This is a genomic window from Natronolimnobius sp. AArcel1 (genome assembly GCF_011043775.1).
Classification (GTDB): domain Archaea; phylum Halobacteriota; class Halobacteria; order Halobacteriales; family Natrialbaceae; genus Natronolimnobius.
In genome coordinates, this window is the sequence record NZ_JAAKXY010000001.1 from 651334 (window position 1) to 667498 (window position 16165).

The following is a 16165-nucleotide window of genomic DNA, read 5'->3' on the forward strand; positions in this document are numbered from 1 at the left end:
AAACACGAGACTCATACATGAAACCCGCAGCACGACTCGGCGATGCGACCGCCCACGGCACACCGCTTACTGGAACCGCGAGTCCAAACGTCTTCATCGGCAAGCAGCCAGCGTGGCGCGCTATCGCGGACGTCCACGCGTGTCCGTTGACAACAGGGGCGGTCCCACATGTTGGTGGAAAAGTTGCAGTAGGAAGCAGTACCGTCCTGATCAACAAGATGCCGGCGGCACGAATGGGTGACAAGATCATCGAGAACGGCCCGCCGAATACGATTGTCGACGGCTGTCCAACCGTCCACATCGGGTGAACGATGGCCGACGATTTCCTTGGAACCGGCTGGCAGTTTCCGGTCACGTCGGATCACCGCGGCGATATCCAACTCTCGGATACCGACGCCGACATTCGGGAAGCGATTGCGATCATCCTCGGAACTGCGAAAGGCGAACGGATCATGCGCCCGGAGTTTGGCTGCGATATCCACGATCATGTCTACTCGTCGGCCTCGCCGGCGACGTTGAACCTCATCGAGAGTAGCGTCCGCGAGGCGCTCGTTCGCTGGGAACCCCGGATCGACGTCGAAGACGTGACCGCGAGACCCGCCGACGAAGACCCAAACAGGATCCTGATCGACATCGAGTACCGCGTGCGGACGACGAACAGTCTGTCAAACATGGTCTATCCGTTCCATATTACAGAGGGAGATGGCTGACGAACCGATTATCGACGAGCGAGACCAGGAAGCGGTGTTCGAAACGCTCCTCGAGCGCGCCGACGGCTACACCGACGCGTGGGATCCCCAGACGTCAGACGTCGGACGGACGCTGTTGCGCATCTTCTCGACGTTCGAAGCCGACGTACGAAAGCGACTGAACGAGGTTCCCGAAAAGCACCTCCTCGCGTTTCTGGACGCTCTCGAGTTCGCTCGACGACCACCGCAGGCGGCTCGGACGCCGCTTACGTTTACCGTCTCGACGGATCTTGACCGAAACGTCCCGATACCGGGTGGTACGCGGGCGACCGCCAATCCGGGCGATGGAGATACCCAGCAGTTCGAACTCCCCAAAGACGGCGGGTTCGAAGCGACGCCGGCGCGGTTGCGAGACGTCGTCGGCGTCGAGCCGACGGACGACGCCATCGTCGATCACGGCGACGTTCTCGAGGGAGAGGCAATCGAACTGTTCTCGGGAAGCAACATGCAGGCCCACGTGCTCTACCTGGGAAACGACGCCGCGTTGAATCTTGAGGGAGGGGCGACGTTTTCGGTGTCGGTCGAAGCAGAGACGGGCGCCGACCGGTTCTTCGAGGCAACGGTCTGGGAGTACTACGGCGAAGATGCGGACGGAACTGAGGGATGGCACCGACTCGAGCGCCCAGCCGACGATCACCGTGATGACGACGTTGGCGTTGAAGCACTGCAGGAACGGCTGCAGTCTGACGCCGCAGGGACGCGACACCATGCCGACCGAGAACAGCGCAGTGAACGAACGTTTCGCGTACCCGGAAAACCGGTCGAACACGAACTCAACGGCGTCGATAGTCGGTGGATCCGCTGTTCGATCACCGACGCCGATTCGAATGTGCTCTCGACGACGGTAACCTCACTTTCAATACACGTCGCAAGCACCGGGACGGAAGACGGTCTCGAGGCAGATATGTTGCTGTTCAATGACGTTCCGCTGTCGGCCGACGACGGTGCGATCAGGCCGTTCGGACGCATTCCGCAGCCGCCGGCAACGTTCTACGCGGCGTGTCAGGAAGCGTTTACGAAACCGGGCGCGGTCGTCGACCTCGAGTTCATCCCACCGACCGCCAGCGCGGGTGACGAGGCGGAAACGACGGATTCGGAAACGAGCAGGGAAACGGCGGAGACAAGAGCGGGAACGGGGATGGGAAGCGACGGGCCAGCGACGAACGCGGGTGCCGGCGTGCTCGGTGGTCCGCCGCGACTCTCCTGGGAGTACTGGAACGGTGACGGCTGGACGCGACTGGAGTCAGTCGAGGACGGAACTGGTGCCTTCCAGACTGCAGGCACAGTCCAGTTCGATGTCCCCCAAGATATCGAGGCGACGACGGTGTCCGGTCACGAGAACGTCTGGATTCGGGCTCGACTGGTCGGTGGGAACTACGGCCAGCCGTCGTATGAGGTAACGAGCGACGGCACCCGTGGATCGCTCATCGACGAGCCCGACTCGCCAACGTTTGGCGACGTTAGCATTCAGTACGACCGCGGCGAACAACCGTTCGAGACGGTGTTTCGGTACAACAATGCGGCATACAGCGAGGATTTATTCGACGCCACTGGCGGGTTCGAGCCGTTTACCGACGTTCCTGACGAACACCAGACGCTGTATCTCGGGTTCGATGACACTCTTCGGAATGGGCCGTTGACGCTGTTCGTTCCGGTCGAGGATACGACCTACCCCCAGTCGTTCGATCCCGGTGTCCAGTGGGAGTACTGCATCGACCCCGTCAGCGGTGAGTGGGCCAAACTCGATACCTACGACCGAACGGGCGGCTTGACCGAACGAGGAATTGTCACGCTCACGTTCCCCGAACCTACGTCCGCACTCGAGTTGTTCGATCGGGAGCGCCACTGGATTCGAGCCCGCGTAACCAAAGACGAGTTCGATATCGATCACGACCCACGCGATGGCCAGCCCGCAACGACTGAAACGGTTTCGGCCGGCCACACGGACTCGGATCCGGTGGCCGGCTCGGTCCCGGCGGACGTCACGAGCGAGCGGACAACCTCGTCGCCCGTTCTCGAGGGGATCTACCCGAATACGCAATGGGCGTACAACACCCTAACAGTCGAAGACGAGGTCCTTGGCTCGAGCGATGGCTCTCACAACCAGTCATTTCGATGTGGACACGCACCGATCATCGATATCGACGTGTGGGTGGACGAACGCTCGACCTTGTCTGCGGGCGAACGCCGCAGGCTTGATGAGGAGCGTCCAGAGGCCGTCGCGCCGGAGTACGACTCCCGTGGGGAACTGACCGCATTCTGGGTTCGCTGGCACAGTGTCGACGATTTCCTCGATTCGGATCCGACCGACAGACACTACGTGATCAATCGAACGCTTGGTGTCGTCGAATTCGGCGACGGCGACAACGGCGCGATTCCGCCGACAGGACAAGACAACGCCAAAGCAACCTACACTACCGGCGGCGGCAGTGACGGCAACGTCGACGCCCGAACAGTGACCGACCTGAAGAGTTCAGTCGCGCTGGTCGAGTCGGTGTCAAACCCGACACCGGCTGACGGCGGTGCCGATATCGAGTCGACCGACACGCTCGTCTCTCGGTCGACGAATCGACTCAAACATCGCAACCGGGCGGTGACGGCGCAAGACTACGAGCAGGTCGCGAAAGCCGAATTCCCCGAACTCGCTCGCGTCACATGCGATCCGGCGCTCGGCGGTGGAGATGGGTCACGGGTGACCGTTCTGATCGTCCCGCAGACCGAACGCGAAAAACCCGTTCCATCGATGGAACTCAAACACCGTGTTCGCGAAACGTTGTACGACCGCGCACCCGCCTCGCTCGTTGCCGACGATGACGCTGATATCGTCGTCCGTGGCCCCGGCTACGGTGAACTCTCAACCGAAATGACAGTCCGTGCGACTAACGTCAAAAGCGTCTCGTTACTCAAAGGAGCTATCGAACGGCGGCTCAACCAGTATCTCCACCCCCTGTTTGGAAACGACGGCAACGGCTGGAAGTTCGGCGCAGTACCCGATTCGAAACGACTTGCAACGGTCGTCGGCGACGTCGATTCTGTCGCCGAAGTCACAACGTTCGACGTCACAGTCGAAACCGGATCGCAGCGTCACATGCTCTCGGGCCACGACGATACTCAAACACTCCCTCGAGACACGCTCGTCTGCAGCGGCACACACGAAATTACGGTGACGACGGAGGGACAACGATGATCGAATCGATCCAACGGCGACCGCACTGTCACACCCTGCGGCAGACTGAACTGAGGTAATACGACGATGGGACTCGACGTACCAGAACTCGACGATCGGGAGTACGAAGCGTTGCTCGAACAGGCTACAAAGCTGATTCCAGCGTATTCGGACGAGTGGACCGACTTCAACCCACACGATCCTGGGATCACGATCCTGGAAGTGCTCGCATGGCTCACCGAAACGCACAGCTACCAGCTCGATCAGATCACCGATGAGCACCGCGAGAAGTACCTTCGACTGATTGATCACGGGTGTCGTCCGCCGAAACCGGCAACGGCGCAGTTGCAGCTTTTCCCGCCCGCTGCAGTCAGTGGCGACCGCTTGCCGGCCGGAACGCAACTGGCAGTGACCGACGGATCCGATGCTGTCTATCGGTTCGAGACAAACCACGATGTCGTCTGTTCGGCGGCTGAAATCCAGCGCGTCATCACCGTCGACGAGACCGGAACGACCGATCACGGCGAAGCAAACCAAACTGACGGCATGTTCTACCGGCCGTTCGGTGACGAGATTACCCGCGGAGACGCAGTCTATCTCGGCTTCGACCGGGATCCGTTCGAAAACAAGGAAAGCCTCACGCTGTCGGTCGACTACCACGACGAGAACCTCCCGGATCCCGAACCGCCACAGTCCGACGAAGCGCCACCTACGTTCACTCCATCCGTGGCGCTGGCCTGGGAGTACCGCGACCCAGAGACAGAGACGTGGCGAGCGCTGTCCGTTGTGGCCGATGAGACCGACGTCCTGTACGGCGGCGGCTGGCTCGAACTCATCGACGACTCGGACGAAACCACCTCGAGCGAAGACGACGACTCTTCACCTGAGCCAGCAACCACCGGCGAGGTCTGGATTCGCTGTCGCGTTGAGAAGCCAGGCTACGAGATACCGCCACAGGTCAACGCGATCAGACCGAACGTCGTCAGCGCCAGCCACGCCGTGTCGGTTTCGAACGAACGCCTGTCTCCAGTTGGGGACGCTAACTGGTCAGAGACGTCACCGGCACTCGACGGCCAGACGTACGCATTCGAGCATGATCCAGTCCTCTCGGCGACCGTCTACGTCGACGGCGACCGCTTCGTTGAGGTTCCCGACTTCGACGCGTCAAGTCCCGATGACTCTCACTACGTCCTTGACCAAACCCGCGGACAAGTGACGTTTGGCACCGGCGTTGCCGGCCGCGTTCCGCCACCGGACGCGACGATCACCGCCGACTACGTCACCGGCGGCGGCACCGATGGCAACGTCTCCTCGAGTGCCGTCTGGCGATTCAGCGACTCTAATACCGAACTGACGGCGGGTGTCTCGCCAGCCGACATCGACGTCGAACCATTACGAGCGGCAACCTGCGGCACCGACGAGGAAACGGTCGACGCCGCGCTGCGCCGTGCTCGACGTGACCTTCGACGGCCCCATCGGGCGGTCACCGAGGACGACTACCGCTATCTCGCGTCACGAACGCCCGGACTCAGGATCGGGCGCACGACCGTCCTGGTCGACGGCGACCAGACGACCGTGGTCGTCGTCCCCTACGCGCCACGAGATATCCCCAGCCCGGAGCCAAGCGAGGGCTTTCTCGAGGCAGTCAATCGACACCTCCGCGAACGGACGCTCCTGACCGACCGCATCCACGTCAGCGGGCCGCGATACGTTCGACTCGAACTCACCGTCACCGGACGGACGCGCCCTCGCTACACCGACAGCGGACACGAAGCTGCGATCACCGATGCCGTCGAGTCGTATCTCCATCCGTTGTACGGGTACAACGGCGAGGGGTGGCCGTTCGGCCGCAGACTCGAGGGAGCGGGACTGGCCGATGTGATTGGCGCTGTCGACGCAATCGATGAGGTGACAGACATTGCGATCACTGCCCACGGCGGGACGACCGTCGACGACCGGACGGTACTGATCGACGAGACGTCGCTGTTTACCGTCGCAGACGTGACCGTCGATCTGACGACGGCGAGCCGACGAGGTGACTAACAATGGAATTTTCGTATGCAACGACGACCAGCGAATCAGACTGGAGCGGGTGGACGACCCGAAACGTCGACGTCGCCGACGGCGGCATCACGCTCGCCCGAACGACGGCGATCCGTGAAAGTGACCTCGGCGCGTCGTACGTCGATCTCGCCGTTGATCCATCTGGACTGCTCTATACGCTCCGCTCGTCCGGAGCGCTGTACAGATACAACCCAAGCACCGACACCAGACAGCGACTGCTGGACGCGACCGATACCTCACTCGAGTCGCCGCGTGCGGTTTGTGCGAGCGAGAACCGGATCTTCGTCGCCGACGGTGCAACTGAGTCAATCGTGACGGTCTCGCCGCGACTCCAGCGGGAGACGGGAACGCTGCGCGCACAGGCGGTCGACCCAGTCGAACTCACCTACGACTCCGGAACGATCTACGTCCTCGACGGCGACGAACGGATCGTTTGCATGGGTGACGACGACCTCACTATCGACTGGTGGCTCAGATCGCCAGTCGACATTGCCGTCACGGACGAACTGAGCTACGCACTCGATACCGTCGACGGCGAGCCAACCGTCCGTGCATTTCGAGACGAACAAGAGATTCGTGATGAGACGTTCCCGCTGTCGGCTGATGCGTTCACCGTAAACGACACGCGATTCGTTCCAACCGCTGTCGCCGCACCTCGAGGCAGCGTCGTTCTCGCCGGCACGATGGCTCAGGACGACCACGGACTGTTCGAGTGGAACCCGGAGACACGCGAATTCGAACAGCTTGCGACCCTCGCGGATCGCTGTGTCCAACTCGTCAGCCGCCCCGCTGGACCCACCCCCGGTCGCGTCTTCTACGCGCTCGTCGGCGACAACCGAACCTGTTACGCACTACGAGAGGTCACCGAGTACGCTCGACACGCAGAGCGTGACCGCCACGTCGGTCTCGCGGTTCACCGATACGACTCCGGCGCCGATGATATTGAGTGGCACCGACTCGCGCTCGAACTCGCCCGTTCTTCGGCCAGTACGCAGGTTCGCGTCCGATACCACGCAACCGACGACCGAACCCTGTTCCCCCTCGATTCCGACGGGGAAAAGACACAGGTGGTCGGACTCTCCGCCCTCGAGACGGAGCAGACCGACGCGACGACCGGCGGCGGGACCGCGCAGGCTCGAGAGAGCGGGCAAGAGTGGGACCCATTTGATGCCGACGCTCTCGAGGCCCTCGCTACAGCTGGCGTCGACTCAGTCTGGGAACTCGCGACAGCGGACCCCGACCGGCTGACAGCCCAAAGCGGGCTTGCAGGCGAGACAGTTCGCCGATCACAGCGAACCGCAATTGACGTCCTCGCCGCCCACATCGAGACGGCGTGGACGCATGTCGACGAAATCGATCCTGAAGACATCTTGTTGCGGTCGGCAACGGGGCGGTACCTATACGTCGCCATCGAACTCGTTGGCACTCCAACCGTAGCGCCGCTGATCGACTCGATGACCGCGTACTGCCCCCGTCAGTCGTATCTCCGATATCTGCCCGAACTGTATCAATCAGACACACGCTCGAGTGCGTTTCTCGAGCGGTATCTCTCAGTCTTCGAAACCTCGTTCGCCGATATCGAGTCTGAAATCGAACGTCTCGGCCGCTACCTCGATCCACATGGCGCTCCGAGTCAATCACTCGCCTGGCTCGAAGACTGGCTCGCCGCCGACGAGTACCGACACTGGCCCGAGAGCGCCCGACGGGAATTTCTGGCCCGTGCACCCGAGTTGTACAAAAAACGCGGCACGAAAGCCGGCTTGCGGGCAATCCTCGAGTTGTACCTACGACATGCAACAGGATCACGTGACGGCGTAACCCAATCACCAACCGGCCGTGAGACTTCCATCGATGACGATCGCGGCGGTCAGGGCGACATCGGCACAGGTCATCGCCTGTTTTTTGTCGATCCCTCCGACGTCGGTCGGCTCGACGACCCAGCCGCCCAAGAGTACGCTTCGATGCTGTCCGGGGACCGAGCGTTCGCCCTGTTCTGTGGCCCCTTCGAATCCAACGACCACCAAGCGGCAGTTGAGCACATCGTCGAAACCGAAAAACCGGCTCACGTCGACGCGCACGTCCTCGCACTCGAGGATGAGTTAACCCTCGGCGGCAGTACGTTCCTCGGACTCAACAGCAGTCTCCAGACGCGGACATTCGCGATGGGCGATGCCGTCCTCGGAGAAGATACGATCCTCGGCACTCGCGGGTCAGACTGAGATCGAATGTGCGTCGTTCCACACATCGGATAGAAGGCGACGTTCTCACCCTGCTCTATCGCGTCTCCGGCCCCAAAACCGAGACACTGGACCTGCTCGAGCAGCTCGAGACCCATGCGTCTGAATTTCTCCCTGTGGATTACGCGGTTGGAACGTCCGCCTCGAGGGTATGGTACTCGTCGTACATCTCGAGTTTGCCATAGCGCTTCGTGTAGTAGAGACGACCGGGACCGAGAACGCGGAATTCGGCAGGTGGTTCGACACCCATACCGATGAAGCAATCCCGAATCTGGCATTTTAGGTGATGAACCAGAAACTCCTGACACCGCTCAAGCGAATCGAATTCGACGGGCAGCAGTTCGATTCGAGCATCGGGGTCGCGAGCGACGGCTGCGTCACCGTCGACAACGTGCTCGGTCCACTCGTCATCGAGATAGAACATCCCGAGATCGGAGACGGCTCCAATCTCGAGTGAGTCACCAAAGTCGATCTCAGGATGGGCGGCGACAGCATCGGTAAACGCCTCCCAGTTCCCGGAGTCTTCTGCAGGCGGCTGCTCGAGGTCGATATCGTAGGTGTCAGCCATACTCATCGCTTGCTCCAAGCCTGTCGACTGATCGGAATCGACCGCGAGGTGGATATCCTTCCGATAAAGGATTTCAGACGGCTCTTCAGCGTTTTCGGGGATCTCAACAACCCGTTCGGTGCCAGCATCGAAATAGCTGGTCACCTGCTGATAAAAGTCACCGAACAACCGCTCGAACTCCTCGAGCGAGAGGTCCTCGAGGGCGACACGGACGGTGTTGAGACGATCCGGATGTTCATCCCATGAGAGCGTCTCGTACCCGCGTTCTTTGTAGACGTAATACCGAGCGAATCGACGAGCCTGCTCGACGTGTTCGTTCCCCTCGTTAGTTCGCTTTGATGGATCGTCTGGATAGCCATCCTGCTCGTGATATTTAATATCTCCGTTGAACTCCATCTCGACCCAGTGTTCCACGTTATTATTATCGTATGTGTAGAGTCCAACTCGCTCACCATTTTCACCGGTGATATTGGCCTTCATTGTAATCACTTACCCAAATCATTCGCCTGTGAATCTCCTTCTCCAGTCTCAGACCCATCACGAAGCCCAAGCTTCTGCTTGAGCGATTTGTATTTGTCTTTAAGGAACTCGATTTCGTCTTCGTACTTCTGACCGACCCATTTGCCGCCTTTATCGAGTGCACGTTTGCCGACCTGTTCGTAAAGGTCTTCGCTGGTCGTGGCTGCGTAGGCCAGCAGCGGCGCACCGATAAGTCCTGTCGCGGCGGTCACGGCACCAGTCGCGACGCCAGCAATCCCTGCTCCGAATGCGAGGCCGCCGGCTAACATTCCCTTCTTCGACGCATCGACAGCATCCACACCATCAGAGCTGTAGACATCCTCTTTTAGCTGTTTCACGTCGTCGATGATTCGATTGACGGACTCTGATAGGTCGGCCCGCTCGTCGTCCTCAATCGCGTGCACTCCGTCCTCGAATTCCGGCTGTTCACCGCCGAGCAAGCTCTCGAGTGTTCCTTTGGCCGACTGCTGAATGTGCACGTCGGTTCCCATCCGATTGACGACCACAGGTTTCTCACCAGACAGTGCTTGTTTCGCCGTCTCGTCAGCTTCCCGCTCGAGTTGGGGATCCGGATCGATCTCTACCTGTGCACCCTCCTGGGGCATCATCGAAACCGTCGCACCACCGTTCTGTTGTTTGACGTGTTCTAACTCGTGCGCGAGTAGGAACGGCCCCTCGCCAGACTCCGGGTCATACTCGCCGGAGTTGAACACGATATCAGTTCCTCAGAGCGCACATTGACTCATCACTTCGATGCGAGCAACTCTTCGTTGTCGGGATCAGTGAAATCGGGATACATCTCGAGAGTTTTGTACTGTTCAGCGGCTTCGATTCGCCCCGGTCCAAGCACACAAAACGCTGTAGGCGGATGTAGCCCCATTCGGATGAAGCAATCCCTGATCTGGCATTTGAGGTAGTGATCAAGGTAGCCACGGAACTCCTCAAGCGGTCCGGGGTCAATCGGTGCGAGTTCGATCAGCGTGTCCGGTTCGCGGTCGAAAGGGTCTCGGTCGGGCTCGCCGATGTGTTCGACGCCGCGGTCGTCAACGAAGGCCGTGTAGAGTGACGAAACGTCGGCAATGGTGAGTTCGTCGTCAACTGTTACATTCTGCGTGCGTGTCACAGTAGCCAGATCCGCGGAGAAACGCTGCCAGTCGTCGACTGATGACGTACTGAATTCATCGATATCAGTGCTATCCCAGATGTCTTCAAGATCCACGCCATGTTCTGATGCGAGGGTTTCAGCCCCCTCAGCGAAATCGGTCTCAAGAGGATCGACACCGAGATAGATGTGCTGGCGGTACAGCACCGAATTTGGGTCAGCCGCAGCGGACGGAATCGGGACCGACCGAGAAATTCCGTCGTCGTGATAACTCCGAAGTTGTTGCTCGAGATCGCCGAATAGGTCGTCGAACGCCGAATCCGAGAGTTCTTGGACCGCTAGCCGAATAGCGTTGATCCGCTCGGGGTGAATCTCTGATGGGACGGTGTCGTAGCCCTGCTCGCAGTAGATGTAGTATTGGGCGAATCGGCGGGCCTGTTCATTCAATTCATTTTCTTCCGGCGTACGATCAGCTGGTTTATCAGCATATGCGGCGCACTGATGTGCTTTTATATCTCCATATCTATCAATTACAATTTTGTGATTCGACTCACCATTATCTATAACAGTAACTGCAACACCAACGTCTTTTTCTCCAATATATTTGGCGTTCATGACTTACCACCCTTCGAACTCGTCAATGATGCCGTCGCCACCGTGTTCAGTTCCACCGAAGCGTTTACGGAACTTTTCATCGATGAGGTTCTCGATGTAGGTACCGAAATCGGCCGATTTCTCGGCGATCGCTTTCGACCCGGCCTCGAAGGCCGGATCGTAGGCAGCTTTTGAGACATCACTGGCGATTCCCGACGCGAGTTCGGTGAGGACTTGCTGGCCGGCAACAGCACCACCAGCAGTCCCTACACCAGGGGCAATCATCGTTCCCACGGCAGCGCCGACTAACCCGCCGGCTGCCCCAATGGCACCTTTTCCAGCGGCCTTCCCAAGCCGGCCTCGCCAAGCGGTATCACCCTTGATAGCGTCGAACAACTCGCCCTGATTCGCCTTGATCTGTTCGACCTCTTTGGCAAGCACTTCCGGGTCTGCAGAGACACGATCACCGAATCGCTCTTCAGCCTCCATGTGGGCCTGCTCGAGCGACTCGGCCTCGGGCATCCGCTGAATGTGAACGTCAGTACCCATTCGGTTGACGACCACTGGCTCGTCACCAGACAGCGCTTGCTTTGCCGTCTCATCAGCTTCCCGCTCGAGTTGTGGATCCGGATCAATTTCCACATCCGCGCCTTCCTGAGGCATCATGCTGATCGCTGCCCCAGTCTGTTGTTTGACGTGTGCGAGTTCGTGAGCCAACAAAAACTGCCCCTCGCCAGATTCCGGGTCGTACTCGCCGGAATTGAACACGATGTCGTTTCCACAGGTGAACGCCTTCGCGTCGATTGCGTCGGCGGCTTCGGCGGCTTTCGCGCCCGTGTGGATGCGTACGTTCGAGAAGTCCGCATCCATGCGCTCCTCGAGCGCGCGTTGAATCGGCTGATCTAACGATTTGCCACCATCGCCGAGTACGTCAAGCACCGTGTCGGGAACCTCGTCCTGACTCGTGCCAGTCCCCTCGAGGGCGCGCTGGATATTGAGCTCGCTGGGTGAGGGTGCGATACCGGGATGGCCGAATACGCCGGAGGAAAGCGGATCGCCACCGTATACCTCGTCCGGGTTCGGCCCGTGCAGGTTCGACTCGTCGGCCAGCGCAGTACCGTGGACTGACTGTGCCCCCATCGCCGCGCTCGAGCGTGTTGATTGCTGGGATGACGTACGCTCGTTCGTTTGGTCGGACGATTGCGTCTTTCGTTTGCGGGACTTTTTCGATCCCATCTACCGACTCACCACATTGGGTGTGGATTTCTGGCGTCGGGGACCACTCAAGCGACTCATACTGTTAGAATTTGTAGTAGTCTATCTTAATAGTTATCGTTCGAATTCGGTGAAATAGTGGGCCAAACTCCGCCGAGACGGCCATCGCGCTCGAGTTGGGGGCCCGGATCGATCTCGACTACTGCACCGGCCTTAGAACCGGTCGAACCCATACTCGTCTGCACAGTAACGGGCGAACACATTCCGAGTGATTACCGAATGACAGCGTTGTGATCGCCGTCTCGAAGGTGTAGTTGCGGATACAGATCGTAGTGGTCGTACCGGCGGGCGTAGATGAACTTCCCGAAGCCGACGACGCGGTATGGCTCCGGTGGAACCTGACCCATCCCGACGAAGCAGTCCCGGATCTGGCAGCGAAGATGATGATCGAGGTACTCCCGGAACTCCTCGAGTGAGCCAGGATCAGCGGGCATCAACTCGAGACGGGCGTCGGGTTCGCGCTCGAGGGGGCTGTCGTTCCACTCGACCTCGTGTTCGCCGCGGGCATCGGGATAGCCGACGTGGATTCCTGACACCGCGCTCAACTCGAGTTCGAGATCGTCGGGATTAGCGAGATCCATCAGGTGCTCGCCAAATTCGGTCCACTCTTCGAGGTCGGCCTCTGAAACGGCAGCTCCGGTTTTCGGGGTCGTTCCCGGTTCGTACTCGAGGCTGTGGGCCTCTGCGAGCGCTCGAGCCTGCTCGGTGAGACCGCTTTCCGCGATGTCGACCCCGAGGTAAGTGTCTAGTTTGTAGATGACCGCATCCGGTTTTTGGACGCCTGCTGGGAGATTGACTGGACGATCAACGGACTCGTGGTGACTCCGGAGTTGCTGGTGTAGTGCGCCGAAGTACTGTTCGAACTCCGCGTCGGAGAGTTGGAGGATGGCTTGCCGAACAGCGTCAATGTAGTCTGGGTTCTCGATGTGCTCGAGCGTGTCGTAGCCGCGCTCGCGATAGACGTGGAATTTAGCGAAGCGACGAGTTTGATTCACGTGTTCATTTTCTTCTTCTGTTCGGTTATCAGGATCGTCGGCATAGCCGTCTTGTTGGTGTGCAGTGATTGTACCGTCCTTTTTCATCTCGATAACATGTTCTGCATCATTATTATCGAGAAGATTTACACCGACCAACCTGTCATTCTCACCAGTGATTACGGCTTTCATTGGTTTCTCACCGCCCCAGATTTACCAACACCTTCGGTTTCTTGACCAGTCAAAGCTCGTTCGTCCTTCAACTCAGCGTACATTTCCGAGATTTCCTGGTACATTCGCTCGAGTTCGGCGGGTTTACCGTCAGGTCGGTTATCGACGAGGTAGTCGATGCCTTCCTTGGTAAGATCGCTTGCAGCCCCGGAAACGGCAGCGCCGACAGCAGCACCGGTAGCGGTTCCAACAACCGGGATGACTGAACCTGCAGCAGCACCAAGGGCGGCCCCAGCACCGGCACCAGCCAGTGATCCGAAGACACCTTTCGTCCCTGCTGTTAGCCAGTTCCCATCGGATGCAGCTCCGGGTTTGGCTTCTGTTAGCGCTGCCATCATTGTTTCTTGACCTGCTTTGAGCTTCTCGACCTCTTTGGCCAGCACTTCCGGATCTGCAGGGACACTATCATCAGATAGCTCTGCAGCTTCCACACGGGCCTGCTCGAGCGACTCGGCCTCGGGCATGCGCTGAATGTGTTTACGACCTCATGCTGGGTGTGTGGTGTCGTACGTGTGTTGACGAGTTGCATTTCGACCAACTCAAAACCGTTTGCGTCTCCAAACCGAATTTATCCGAAACGCAGTCGATATCGATTCAGCAGAACGCGCGCTCTTCGGCTGGATCAATGTAATTGGGATACATCTCGAGAGTTTTGTACTGCTCGGCGGCTTCGAAATCACCGTAGCCAAGGATGCGGAACGGCTCTGGCGGTTCAAGCCCCATGCGGATGAAGGCATCCCGGACCTGACATGCTAGATTGTGGTTGACGTACTCCTGGAACTCCGCGAGTGGCCCGGGATCCATCACGGGCAACTCGATCCGTGCGTCGGGTTCCCGATCAAACGGCTCGGAAGCGTCCGTAACGTGTTCCTCACCTCGACCGTCGAGATAGGCCATGTGGAGCGACGAGACGCCGGCGATTTGAAGCCCGTCGGAGAGGTCACCGTCTGCGGCGTCAGCCAGTGCTCCCAGTTCTCGAGAGGCAGCGGTCCACCCATCGAGGTCGACCGTGTCTCCGTCCTCGAGCGACATGGAATCTATCCGATCCGGCGAGAGATCTAACCCGTGTCGGGCAGCGATAGCCGCCGCTTCCTCGCTGAACTCGGTCTCGAGCGGATCCACTCCCAGATAGACGTTTTTGCGGTAAAGCACTGAGTCGGGGCTCGATGCTGCCGACGGAATCTCGACGACACGGTCACTGTTGGAGTCGTCGTAACTTCGAAGTTGGTGGTAGAGGTCGCCAAAGTGCTGTTCGAACTCCGACTCGGTGAGTTCAGCGATTCCTACCCGGACAGCGTTGAGCCGCTCGGGGTGGATCCGAGGTGGTTTGACGGTGTCGTAGCCGCGCTCGCAGTAGACGTAGTACTGGGCGAATCGACGAGCCTGTTCGACGTTCTCGTTGCCTTCATCACTACGTTTGGCAGCTTTATCTGGATATTTGTTTTGAAGATGACTGTTTATTTCACCATCATATAGAACTCCGATCTTGTGTTCGACGCCATTATTGTCTACGACCTGAAGTCCAAACCCACGATCTGTTTCTTTTTTTATATCTGCCTTCATATTTAGAAGTCCGTCTCCTCAGCTTTCGATCCAGTATTGTTCCCACCAAAGCGCTGACGAAGCTTCTCGTCGACCACTTTCTCAATCGATGCTTTGACACCACCAAGTTGCTCGAGGGAGACGTCAGGAATATCTGCGTTGGCAATCGCATCTCGTCCGTTGCCCCAGAGTTTGCCGTACAGGGTTTTGCCGACATCGGAGACCGCACCGCCAGCGAGCGCCCCCAGAACTGGATTCGCAGTGACGGCTCCGACGGCTAGACCGGCCGCGCCACCGACAACTCCGGCTCCCGCGGCTTCACCAACTCTATCGACCGTACTTCGTTCGGAACTGACTGCGTTGAACAGTTTGGCCTGATTGGTCTTGATCTGTCGCACTTCCTCAGCCAACGCTTCGGGCTCGGCTTTTACCTCGTCAACGACCAGATCGCCCGCTTCGTTCTCCGATGAATTACTGAACGGATTCAATTTCCCTAGTGCTGTTCGCTGAATGTGAACGTCAGTACCCATTCGGTTGACGACCACTGGCTCGTCACCAGACAGCGCTTGCTTCGCCGTCTCATCGGCTTCCCGCTCGAGTTGTGGATCCGGATCAATTTCCACATCCGTGCCTTCCTGAGGCATCATGCTGATCGGTGCCCCAGTCTGTTGTTTGACGTGTGCGAGTTCGTGAGCCAACAAAAACTGCCCCTCGCCAGATTCCGGGTCGTACTCGCCGGAATTGAACACGATATCGTTGCCACAGGTGAACGCCTTCGCGTCGATTGCATCCGCCGCTTCGGCGGCTTTCGCGCCCGTGTGGATTCGAACATTACTGAAGTCCGCGTCCATGCGCTCCTCGAGCGCGCGTTGAATCGGCTGTTCGAGGGGTTGTCCGCTTCGACTGCCGAGTACGTCCAGGACGATGTCGGGGATGTCCGTGGGCCTGGTGTCGGTGCCCTCAAGGGCGCGCTGGATGTGCTGTTGTTCCTCGGGGCCGTAGCCGCGACTCGAGAACGGGCAGCGACTTGCCCGCGGAATCACAACTTTGACCGGACAATTCACCAGATCGATCGGCAACTCTATTTCGGGATCGCGATTGAGTTGCAGATCTACGCCTTCCTTAGATATCATGCTACGACCCT

12 protein-coding genes and 1 pseudogene are annotated in these 16165 nt (G+C 59.0%); 5 read left to right on the forward strand and 8 right to left on the reverse strand.

Going from position 1 to position 16165, the window contains the following annotated elements:
* Positions 1-17: 17 nt before the first annotated feature.
* The 5 genes from G6M89_RS03110 (at position 18) to G6M89_RS03130 (ending at position 8198) form a co-directional block, all read left to right on the forward strand.
* Positions 18-308, forward strand: coding sequence for a PAAR domain-containing protein (locus G6M89_RS03110; protein ID WP_165160329.1), 291 nt, complete (start codon positions 18-20; stop codon positions 306-308).
* A gap of 3 nt (positions 309-311) precedes the next feature.
* Positions 312-710 carry a GPW/gp25 family protein gene (locus G6M89_RS03115; RefSeq protein WP_165160330.1) on the forward strand — a complete coding sequence of 133 codons (399 nt, stop codon included), beginning with the start codon at positions 312-314 and terminating at the stop codon, positions 708-710.
* The gene (locus G6M89_RS03120; RefSeq protein WP_165160331.1) at positions 703-3936 is read left to right on the forward strand and encodes a baseplate J/gp47 family protein; all 3234 of its coding nucleotides are present in this window, start codon (positions 703-705) and stop codon (positions 3934-3936) included. Before G6M89_RS03115 ends, G6M89_RS03120 begins: the two co-directional genes overlap by 8 nt.
* Positions 3937-4002: 66 nt before the next feature.
* Positions 4003-5958, forward strand: coding sequence for a putative baseplate assembly protein (locus G6M89_RS03125; protein ID WP_165160332.1), 1956 nt, complete (start codon positions 4003-4005; stop codon positions 5956-5958).
* Between the two features lie 2 nt (positions 5959-5960).
* Positions 5961-8198, forward strand: coding sequence for a phage tail protein (locus G6M89_RS03130; protein WP_165160333.1), 2238 nt, complete (start codon positions 5961-5963; stop codon positions 8196-8198).
* Positions 8199-8337: 139 nt separating this feature from the next.
* Here G6M89_RS03130 and G6M89_RS03135 read toward each other — a convergent pair whose 3' ends face one another.
* The 8 genes and pseudogenes from G6M89_RS03135 to G6M89_RS03170 all read right to left on the reverse strand — a co-directional run bounded on the left by G6M89_RS03135 (position 8338) and on the right by G6M89_RS03170 (position 16154).
* Positions 8338-9264: a hypothetical protein gene (locus G6M89_RS03135; RefSeq protein ID WP_165160334.1), complete on the reverse strand. Its 927-nt coding sequence runs from the start codon at positions 9262-9264 to the stop codon at positions 8338-8340.
* A gap of 5 nt (positions 9265-9269) precedes the next feature.
* Positions 9270-10028 (reverse strand): annotated as a pseudogene (locus tag G6M89_RS03140) (DUF4157 domain-containing protein); the annotation flags it as partial.
* Between the two features lie 20 nt (positions 10029-10048).
* A complete protein-coding gene (locus G6M89_RS03145; RefSeq protein ID WP_343162617.1) occupies positions 10049-10852 on the reverse strand; it encodes a hypothetical protein in 804 nt (267 codons plus the stop codon).
* Positions 10853-11023: 171 nt separating this feature from the next.
* Complete coding sequence (locus G6M89_RS03150; protein WP_165160336.1) at positions 11024-12235, reverse strand: DUF4157 domain-containing protein; 1212 nt, start codon at positions 12233-12235, stop codon at positions 11024-11026.
* A gap of 251 nt (positions 12236-12486) precedes the next feature.
* Positions 12487-13440: a hypothetical protein gene (locus G6M89_RS03155; protein ID WP_165160337.1), complete on the reverse strand. Its 954-nt coding sequence runs from the start codon at positions 13438-13440 to the stop codon at positions 12487-12489.
* Positions 13437-13943: a hypothetical protein gene (locus G6M89_RS03160; RefSeq protein ID WP_206335419.1), complete on the reverse strand. Its 507-nt coding sequence runs from the start codon at positions 13941-13943 to the stop codon at positions 13437-13439. Before G6M89_RS03160 ends, G6M89_RS03155 begins: the two co-directional genes overlap by 4 nt.
* Positions 13944-14073: 130 nt before the next feature.
* Positions 14074-15042 carry a hypothetical protein gene (locus G6M89_RS03165; RefSeq protein WP_165160338.1) on the reverse strand — a complete coding sequence of 323 codons (969 nt, stop codon included), beginning with the start codon at positions 15040-15042 and terminating at the stop codon, positions 14074-14076.
* Between the two features lie 2 nt (positions 15043-15044).
* A complete protein-coding gene (locus G6M89_RS03170) occupies positions 15045-16154 on the reverse strand; it encodes a DUF4157 domain-containing protein (RefSeq protein WP_241175191.1) in 1110 nt (369 codons plus the stop codon).
* Between the last annotated feature and the right edge of the window lie 11 nt (positions 16155-16165).

What these genes read in the sequence shown, in the direction of transcription:
- G6M89_RS03170 (WP_241175191.1), bottom strand. Translation starts at nt 16,154, where the DNA reads ATGATATCTAAGGAAGGCGTAGATCTGCAACTCAATCGCGATCCCGAA.
- G6M89_RS03130 (WP_165160333.1), top strand. Translation starts at nt 5,961, where the DNA reads ATGGAATTTTCGTATGCAACGACGACCAGCGAATCAGACTGGAGCGGG.
- G6M89_RS03135 (WP_165160334.1), bottom strand. Translation starts at nt 9,264, where the DNA reads ATGAAGGCCAATATCACCGGTGAAAATGGTGAGCGAGTTGGACTCTAC.
- G6M89_RS03120 (WP_165160331.1), top strand. Translation starts at nt 703, where the DNA reads ATGGCTGACGAACCGATTATCGACGAGCGAGACCAGGAAGCGGTGTTC.
- G6M89_RS03155 (WP_165160337.1), bottom strand. Translation starts at nt 13,440, where the DNA reads ATGAAAGCCGTAATCACTGGTGAGAATGACAGGTTGGTCGGTGTAAAT.
- G6M89_RS03165 (WP_165160338.1), bottom strand. Translation starts at nt 15,042, where the DNA reads ATGAAGGCAGATATAAAAAAAGAAACAGATCGTGGGTTTGGACTTCAG.
- G6M89_RS03115 (WP_165160330.1), top strand. Translation starts at nt 312, where the DNA reads ATGGCCGACGATTTCCTTGGAACCGGCTGGCAGTTTCCGGTCACGTCG.
- G6M89_RS03150 (WP_165160336.1), bottom strand. Translation starts at nt 12,235, where the DNA reads ATGGGATCGAAAAAGTCCCGCAAACGAAAGACGCAATCGTCCGACCAA.
- G6M89_RS03110 (WP_165160329.1), top strand. Translation starts at nt 18, where the DNA reads ATGAAACCCGCAGCACGACTCGGCGATGCGACCGCCCACGGCACACCG.
- G6M89_RS03160 (WP_206335419.1), bottom strand. Translation starts at nt 13,943, where the DNA reads ATGCCCGAGGCCGAGTCGCTCGAGCAGGCCCGTGTGGAAGCTGCAGAG.
- G6M89_RS03125 (WP_165160332.1), top strand. Translation starts at nt 4,003, where the DNA reads ATGGGACTCGACGTACCAGAACTCGACGATCGGGAGTACGAAGCGTTG.